At 70.5% G+C, this 7,541-nt stretch carries 7 protein-coding genes and 1 pseudogene; 5 read left to right on the forward strand and 3 right to left on the reverse strand.

What is annotated here, in order from left to right:
* The first annotated feature begins 3 nt into the window (after positions 1–3).
* From murD to WC555_RS09825, 4 genes are read left to right on the forward strand one after another with little or no spacing between them, the layout of a single operon-like run.
* On the forward strand, positions 4–1,524 hold the full coding sequence (murD, locus tag WC555_RS09810; protein ID WP_373253215.1) for a UDP-N-acetylmuramoyl-L-alanine--D-glutamate ligase: 1,521 nt from the start codon (positions 4–6) through the stop codon (positions 1,522–1,524).
* Entirely contained in the window at positions 1,521–2,696 is a 1,176-nt protein-coding gene (locus WC555_RS09815; protein ID WP_373253216.1) for an FtsW/RodA/SpoVE family cell cycle protein, read from the forward strand. The genes murD and WC555_RS09815 overlap by 4 nt, the downstream gene beginning before the upstream one ends.
* A 7-nt stretch (positions 2,697–2,703) precedes the next feature.
* Positions 2,704–3,804 carry an undecaprenyldiphospho-muramoylpentapeptide beta-N-acetylglucosaminyltransferase gene (gene murG, locus WC555_RS09820; protein ID WP_373253218.1) on the forward strand — a complete coding sequence of 367 codons (1,101 nt, stop codon included), beginning with the start codon at positions 2,704–2,706 and terminating at the stop codon, positions 3,802–3,804.
* A gap of 25 nt (positions 3,805–3,829) precedes the next feature.
* Positions 3,830–4,921 (forward strand): mechanosensitive ion channel family protein, encoded by a 1,092-nt coding sequence (locus tag WC555_RS09825; protein ID WP_373253219.1) that lies wholly within the window; start codon positions 3,830–3,832, stop codon positions 4,919–4,921.
* On the opposite strand, the gene WC555_RS09830 is transcribed toward WC555_RS09825, so the two are convergent.
* Positions 4,918–5,403 (reverse strand): surface-adhesin E family protein, encoded by a 486-nt coding sequence (locus tag WC555_RS09830; RefSeq protein ID WP_373253221.1) that lies wholly within the window; start codon positions 5,401–5,403, stop codon positions 4,918–4,920. The two genes, WC555_RS09825 and WC555_RS09830, sit on opposite strands and share 4 nt — an antisense overlap.
* Before the next feature lie 59 nt (positions 5,404–5,462).
* Between WC555_RS09830 and WC555_RS09835 the strand changes: the two genes are divergently transcribed.
* Positions 5,463–6,173: a WecB/TagA/CpsF family glycosyltransferase gene (locus WC555_RS09835; RefSeq protein WP_373253223.1), complete on the forward strand. Its 711-nt coding sequence runs from the start codon at positions 5,463–5,465 to the stop codon at positions 6,171–6,173.
* A gap of 27 nt (positions 6,174–6,200) precedes the next feature.
* Here WC555_RS09835 and WC555_RS09840 read toward each other — a convergent pair whose 3' ends face one another.
* Together WC555_RS09840 and WC555_RS09845 are read right to left on the reverse strand one after the other, a co-directional pair.
* A complete protein-coding gene (locus WC555_RS09840) occupies positions 6,201–6,638 on the reverse strand; it encodes a hypothetical protein (protein WP_373253224.1) in 438 nt (145 codons plus the stop codon).
* Positions 6,635–7,541, reverse strand: a pseudogene (locus WC555_RS09845) (chromosome segregation protein SMC); the annotation flags it as partial. The pseudogene WC555_RS09845 and the gene WC555_RS09840, both read right to left, overlap by 4 nt.

Genomic DNA, 7,541 nt, shown 5'->3' on the forward strand with positions numbered 1-7,541 from the left:
GTCATGATCCCCGTTCCCGGCTTCGAAGGGCGGCGCATCGCGGTCTTCGGCCTGGGACGGTCGGGGCTGACCGCCGCGCGCGCCCTGAAGGCCGGCGGCGCCCTGCCGGTGCTGTGGGACGACAGCGTCTCCAGCCGCCTGCAGGCCGAGGCCGAAGGGTTCGCGGTCGAGGACCTGACCGTCGCCGACTGGTCGGGCTTCGCCGCCCTGGTGCTGTCGCCGGGCGCCCCGCTGACCCATCCCGAGCCGCACTGGACGGTGGGCAAGGCGAAGGCGGCGGGGGTCGAGGTGATCGGCGACATCGAACTGTTCGCCCGCGCCATCGCGGCCCTGCCCGAAGCGGAGCGTCCCAGGGTCGTCGCCATCACCGGCACCAACGGCAAGTCCACGACCACCGCCCTGCTCGGCTGGGTGCTGAAACAGGCGGGGCTGACCGTTCACGTCGGCGGCAATATTGGCATCGGCGTCCTGGCCCTGCCGGCCCCGACGCCGGGGGCGGTCTATGTGATCGAGGTGTCGAGCTATCAGCTGGACCTGACGACCTCGTTCGCGCCGGACGTGGCCATCCTGACCAACGTCAGCCCGGACCATCTGGAGCGCCATGGCGACATGGAGGGCTATGTCGCCGCCAAGGCGCGGATATTCCGGGCGCAGGGTGCGGACGGGCTGGCGCTGGTTGGCGTGGACGAGCGCTGGGGGCAGGGTATTGCGCGCGATCTCGCGGAGAACGGGCGGCGCGTCACGACGGTCAGCACCCTCCCTTCTCCCCTTGGGGGAGAAGGTGTCTCGCGGAGCGAGACGGATGAGGGGTTTGCCGGACACGCACAGGCTGGCGCGGGGGAGGCGGCGCAAGCCCCCTCATCCGAGCCGCTTCGCGGCCCACCTTCTCCCCCGAGGGGAGAAGGGATTCTGGCGGCCGATGGCGCCCTGACGATTGCAGGCCAGCCGACCATCGACCTGTCCCGGGCCCGCTCGCTCCCCGGCCGCCATAACGCCCAGAACGCCGCCTTCGCCTGGGCTGCCGCCCGGGTGCTGGGCGTCAGCCACGCCGCCGCCGTCGAGGGGTTGGTAACCTTTCCCGGCCTCGCCCACCGCATGGAGCATGTCGCCACCCTCGGCCGCGTCCGTTTCATCAACGATTCCAAGGCCACCAACGCCGACGCCGCGCGGCAGGCGCTGGCCAGCTATGAACGCAGCTTCTGGATCGCCGGCGGACGCGCCAAGGCGGGCGGGATCGACGATCTGGAGGACCTGTTCCCCCGCGTGGTCGAGGCCTTCCTGATCGGCGAGGCGGCCGGGCCCTTCGCCGCCCGGCTGGGCGAGACCCCGCACCGCATCAGCAGCGACATGGCCGGCGCGGTCAGAGCCGCCGCCGAAGCCGCCGCCGCGACCGGCCGCGACGAGGTCGTGCTGCTGTCGCCCGCCGCCGCCAGCTTCGACCAGTATCCGGACTTCGAGGCGCGGGGAGAGGCCTTCCGCGCCGCCGTTCTCGCTCTCGGCGCTGTTCCCGCGAGCGCGGCATGACCGACTACAGCCCCGCCTTTTCCCGCAACGACCAGAGCCCCATCGCCAAATGGTTCTGGACCGTCGATCGCGGCCTGCTGGCGGCGGCGCTGACCCTGGTGGCGCTGGGCGTGTCCCTGAGCTTCGCCTCCAGCCCGGCGGCGATCCTCGCCGACCAGTCGATCACCGACCCCTTCCACTATTCCTGGCGGATGATCGTCTGGGCCACGGGCGGAACGGTGATGATGCTGCTGGCCTCGCTGCTGTCGCCGCGCGGCGTGCGGCGCATCGCCCTGCTGGCCCTGCTGGGGGCCATCGTCGTCATGGCCGCCCTGCCGTTCATCGGCAATGAGGTGAAGGGCGCGGCGCGCTGGGTGAACCTCGGCCCGTTCAGCCTGCAGCCGTCCGAATTCGCCAAGCCCAGCCTGATCGTCTTCGCCGCCTGGATGTTTTCCGAGGCCCAGAAGGGGCAGGGGGTGCCCGGCGTCAGCATCGCCTTCGGGGCCTGGGCCCTGACCGTGGGCCTGCTGCTGATCCAGCCCGACATCGGCCAGACCCTGCTGATCACCACCACCTTCATGGCCGTCTTCTTCATGGCCGGGGTGCCGCTGAAATGGGTCGCCGCCCTCGCCGCCGCCGGCATGGCGGGGGTGGTGGGCCTGTATTTCGCCTTCAGCCACATGCGCGACCGTCTCAGCCGCTTCCTCTCGCCCGAGACCACCGACACCCACCAGATCGACCGCGCCTCCGAAGCCATCCGCGCCGGCGGACTGGTCGGGCGCGGCGTTGGCGAGGGGGTGATGAAGCGGTCGGTGCCCGATCTGCACACCGACTTCATCTATTCCGTCGGCGCCGAGGAATTCGGCCTGGTGCTGTCGCTGGCCATGATCGGCCTCTACGCCTTCATCGTCATCCGCGGCATGCGCCGGGCGATGAAGCTGACCGATCCGTTCGAGCAGACGGCGGCGGCGGGCCTGTTCATGCTGATCGGGCTGCAGGCCTGCATCAACATCGCGGTCAATCTGAACCTGATCCCGACCAAGGGGATGACCCTGCCCTTCATCAGCTATGGCGGCTCGTCCATGCTGGCCATGGGGCTGACCATGGGTCTGGCCCTGGCCTTGACCCGCCGCCGCCCCGGCGCCTACGAGCCGGGGGCCAGCCTGCCGCAAGGCCGGCGCATCCTGCCCTAGGTATCCGATGTCCAAAGTTTGCGTCGTCGCCGCCGGGGGCACCGGCGGCCATATGTTCCCCGCCGAGGCCCTGTCGCGCGAGCTTCAGGCGCGCGGCTGGCGCATCGTCCTGGCCACGGACCATCGCGGCGAGGCCTATGCCCACGACTTCCCCGCCGAAGAGCGGATCGCGCTGGACGCCGCCACCGGACGCGGCCCGATCGGCATGGCCAGGGCCGGCGTCGCCATCGCGCGGGGCGTGATCAAGGCGCGTAAGGCGCTGACCCGTCTGGACGCGGCCGTGGTGGTCGGCTTCGGCGGCTATCCGTCGGCGCCCGCCCTGATCGCGGCGCTCAGCCAGCGACGGCCGACCCTGCTGCACGAACAGAACGCCGTGCTGGGCCGCACCAACCGCTGGCTGGCGCCCTATGTCGGCGCGGTCGCCTCGTCCTTCCCCGATCTGCAAAAGGTCCCGCAGGGGCTGGGCGCGCGCGTCTCCCTGGTCGGCAATCCGGTCCGGCCCGACATCCGGGCCCTGTACGACCGCGCCTGGAGCGCACCGACGCCGGACGGCCCGATCCATGTGCTGGTCACCGGCGGCAGCCAGGGCGCCCGCATCCTCGCCGAGACCGCGCCCCGGGCGCTGGCGGCCCTGCCCGAGGCGATCCGCGCCCGGCTGAAGGTGCAGCAGCAGGCCCGCGCCGAGACCCTCGAGGCCGCGCAGCAGATCTATCTCGAGGCGGGAATCGCGGCCGAGGTCGCGCCCTTCTTCCGCGACATGGCGCAGCGGCTGTCGGCGGCGCATCTGGTCATCGGCCGGGCCGGCGCCTCGACCTGTTCGGAGCTGGCCGTGGCCGCCGTGCCCTCGCTGCTGATCCCCCTGAAGATCGCCATGGACGACCACCAGCGTTTCAACGCCCTCAGCCTGGCCGAGGCCGGCGGGGCCGAGGTGATGCTGGAGGATGAGGTGACGGTCGAGCGGCTGACCGCGGCCCTGCTGTCGTTGCTGTCCGATCCGGCGCGGCTGGCGGCCATGAGCGCCGGGGCGAAATCGGCCGCCCTGCCGGACGCGACCGCCCGTCTCGCCGACATCGTCGAGGCGGCGGCGGGACGGGCGCCTCCCGCCTGAGGCCGTAAGGTCCTATACCGTCCCCATGCCCGCCTTCGTCACCGACCTGACCCGCGAAATCTTCCGCCTCTGGCGCGAGTTCTACTGGCTGCCCGAATGGGTGGTGATCTCGGTCATCGTCGCCGTCTTCGTCTTCGTCGGCTGGGCCGCCAACCAGCTGGTCTTCGCCCTGCTGAAGCTGCTGGTGCGCAAGCGCGACGTGTTCTGGCGCGGTCTGGTCGGCCGCGCGCGGCTGAAGGTGCGGATCGCGGTGATGATCGCCGCCATGGCCCTGGCCGTGACCGTCTCGCCGCTGGACCCCGAGCCTTCGCTGGTCCTGCGCCAGACCCTGTTGTTCGGTTTCATCCTGACCGTCGGCTGGATGCTGATCGGGGCCTCTGACATGTGGGCGGTGGTCTATCTGCGGCGCTTCAACATGGCCGCCGAAGACAATCTGCTGGCGCGCAAGCATGTCACCCAGGCGCGGATCCTCCAGCGCGTGTCGGCCCTGCTGATCGGCATCGTGACCCTCGGGCTGGCGCTGCTGACGATCGCCGAGGTGCGCCAGTGGGGCATGAGCCTGCTGGCCTCGGCGGGGGTGGTGGGGATCATCGCCGGCTTCGCCCTGCAGCCGCTGCTGACCAATATGATCGCCGGCATCCAGATCGCCACCGACCAGCCGATCCGTCTCGACGACGCCGTCATCGTCGAAGGGGAGTGGGGCGTGATCGAGGAGATCACCTCGACCTATGTGGTGGTCAAGCTGTGGGACTGGCGTCGGATGATCCTGCCGCTGACCTATTTCATCACCAAGCCGTTCCAGAACTGGACGCGCGAGACCTCCAGCCTGATCGGGACGGCCTTCCTCTACGTCGACTACGAGGCGCCGATGGAGCGTCTGCGGGCCGAGCTCGAGCGCATCTGCCGCGAAAGTCCGCTGTGGGATCGCGACGTCGTCAGTCTGCAGGTGACCGACATCACCGACCGCGTGGCCCAGGTCCGCTGTCTGGCCAGCGCGCGCAACGCCCCGACGGCCTTCGACCTGCGCTGCGAGATCCGCGAGAAGATGCTGGCCTTCATGCGCGACGAATGCCCCGAGGCCCTGCCGATCCAGCGCCAGCTCAACGCGTCCGTCTAGCCCTGGCCGGCCAGCGCCGCCCGGCCGATCCGGACCGCGTCCTCCAGATTGTCCGCGTCCGCCTCGCCCGCCGAGGCCGGGTCGCAGGCGACGGCCAGCAGCTCGGCCGCATCCCCGCCCGCGGCCGCGGCGTAGGGCGGCGCGGTGTCCGGCGTGGCCGGCCCTTCGGCCCCGCCCTCGCGCACCGAGGCGAAATCCAGCCGGTCGGCGGTGCGGGCCGCGCAGTCGAAGGCCCACCACGACCAGCCGCCCCAGTACGTCTGGCCGCCCGCTTCGAACGTCTCTTCCGTCACCTGCAGCGACCGCATGCGCACCCGCTCGCCGTCGCGCGAGATGGTCGACAGGTCGGCCAGCACCGCGAACCGTCCGACGCCGGTCAGGACCAGCCGATGACCCTCCGGCTGCGGCCCGGCCGGCTGCGCGCAGGCCGGCGCGGCCAGCAGGACGGCGGCCAGGACGACGGCGTGCGGCAGCGTTTTCATGCCCCATCGTAACCGCGTGTTGACCGGGGCGCGATACGCTGATCGCCATGACGCGCTTCATGACGCTCGACTTCGCCGGCGGCGACCGGCCGGCCATGCTGGACCGCGTCATCGGCATGGCCCGCGGCGCCTACGGCTATGTCGTCACCCCCAATGTCGACCACGTCATCAAGCTGATGGACGGCCGCGTCCCGCGCGACGTCTATGACGGCGCCGATCTGAAGATCTGCGACAGCCGCGTCCTCGCCCATCTGGCCCGGCTGCGCGGCGTCGCCCTGCCAGTCTATCCGGGCTCGGACCTGACGGCCGACCTGCTGGCCTCGCCCGCCGCGGAAGGGCTGGTCATCGCCGTCTTCGGGCCGGACCGCGCCGCCTTCGACGACCTCGTGGCCCGGTATCCGCGCCAGACCCTGCGCTGGATCGAGGCCCCCATGCTGACGCCGGGCACGCCCGGCTGGACCGCCGCCGTCCGGTCCGCCGCCGCCGCCGACTGGGACGTGCTGCTGGCCTGCGTCTCCTTCCCCAAACAGGAGCTGTTCGCCCACGCCCTGCGCGCCGCCGGCCGCCGGTCCGGGGTGACCCTGTGCGTCGGCGCCTCGGTGGACTTCCTCACCGGCCGCCAGCAGCGGGCCCCGCGCATCTTCCAGCAGCTGTCGCTGGAGTGGCTGCACCGCCTGCTGAGCCAGCCGAGGCGAATGTTCCGCCGCTATGTGATCGAGGGGCCGGCGATCTTCGGGTGGTTCGTGCGGTGCGAGGTGTTCGGGCGCTAATCGACCGGTCGCCGGACTGAAGTCAGGCTAGCAGCCCAAGGCCTCCGACTCCGTTTTCGTCAACATGGTCACTCCGTTGATGCCGCGAAGCCGAGACTCCAGGTCCTGCCTGATCTGGTCGATCTCGCTGTCCGACGCACGATCGATACGGAGTGTCTTGTAGAAGGAGAGCCGGAAGCAATTGCTGACGAATGGGTCGACACCGATGATCTGGGCGTCCGGGCGAACCAGATGCACCGTGTAGTTCGATGCGTCCTTGTTTCCGATCGCCCCCGCCGCGAATTGAAACGTGCCATCCTCCGCATAGGTCGCAAGCATATCGTCGACCAAAGGTCGGCTCTCCGCTGTGACCCGGTAGTAAACGGTAGCCGAGGGCTCCGAGGCGGGCTTTTCAACGCACCCGCTTGCGAGCACCAGCGATGCAGATAGGCCGACAACAACCCACCATCGCTTAAAGAGCATCATGCCGCCACGATCTCTTCCGCCTGGCTCAGGTCCACGCTGACCAGCTGGCTCACCCCCCGCTCGGGCATGGTCACGCCGTACAGACGGTCCATCCGGCTCATGGTCACCGGATTGTGGGTGATGACGATGAACCGGGTGTCGGTCCGCTTCCGCATCTCGTCCAGCATGCGGCAGAAGCGGTCGACGTTGGCGTCGTCCAGCGGGGCGTCGACCTCGTCCAGCACGCAGACCGGGGCCGGGTTGGCGAGGAAGACGGCGAAGATCAGGGCCGCCGCCGTCAGCGCCTGTTCGCCGCCCGACATCAGACTCATCACCGCCAGCCGCTTGCCGGGCGGGCAGGCGTAGATCTCCAGCCCGGCCTCCAGCGGATCGTCGCTCTCGACCAGTTTCAGCTCGGCCTGGCCGCCGCCGAACAGGGCCTCGAACAGGCTCTTGAAATTGTCGTTGATGACGTCGAACGCCGCCACCAGCCGCTCGCGGCCCTCGGCGTTCAGCTCGTCGATGCCGTCGCGCAGCTTGGCGATGGCGCTGGTCAGATCCGACCGATCGACCCTCATCGTGTTCAGCCGGTCGCCGTATTCGAGCGCCTCTTCCTCGGCCAGCAGATTGACCGCGCCCAGGGCTTCGCGCTCGCGCTCCAGACCATACAGCAGGCTCTCGGCCCCGGCGGCGTCGGGCGGGCGGGCGATGGCGTCGTCGGTCAGCTTCTGGCCCAGTTCCTCGGGGGACATCTGGGCGGTCTCGTGGACATTGGCCGTGGCCTCGGCCAGCCGTTCGGCCGCCGCCTCCGACCGCGCCGCCAGTCCGGCCCGGGCCTCGCGCGCCGTCGAGGCGGTTGCTTCCGCCCCTCGCGCCGCCCGGTCGGCCTCTCCGGCCGCGCTCTCGGCCACGGCCAGGGCGTCG

Origin of the sequence: Brevundimonas sp., from assembly GCF_041648615.1 — a bacterium.
Taxonomy (GTDB): domain Bacteria; phylum Pseudomonadota; class Alphaproteobacteria; order Caulobacterales; family Caulobacteraceae; genus Brevundimonas.

Excerpts from the sequence above, each read along its gene's own strand:
- murD (WP_373253215.1), top strand. The coding sequence starts at position 4 with ATGATCCCCGTTCCCGGCTTCGAAGGGCGGCGCATCGCGGTCTTCGGC.
- WC555_RS09815 (WP_373253216.1), top strand. The coding sequence starts at position 1,521 with ATGACCGACTACAGCCCCGCCTTTTCCCGCAACGACCAGAGCCCCATC.
- murG (WP_373253218.1), top strand. The coding sequence starts at position 2,704 with ATGTCCAAAGTTTGCGTCGTCGCCGCCGGGGGCACCGGCGGCCATATG.
- WC555_RS09825 (WP_373253219.1), top strand. The coding sequence starts at position 3,830 with ATGCCCGCCTTCGTCACCGACCTGACCCGCGAAATCTTCCGCCTCTGG.
- WC555_RS09830 (WP_373253221.1), bottom strand. The coding sequence starts at position 5,403 with ATGAAAACGCTGCCGCACGCCGTCGTCCTGGCCGCCGTCCTGCTGGCC.
- WC555_RS09835 (WP_373253223.1), top strand. The coding sequence starts at position 5,463 with ATGACGCTCGACTTCGCCGGCGGCGACCGGCCGGCCATGCTGGACCGC.
- WC555_RS09840 (WP_373253224.1), bottom strand. The coding sequence starts at position 6,638 with ATGATGCTCTTTAAGCGATGGTGGGTTGTTGTCGGCCTATCTGCATCG.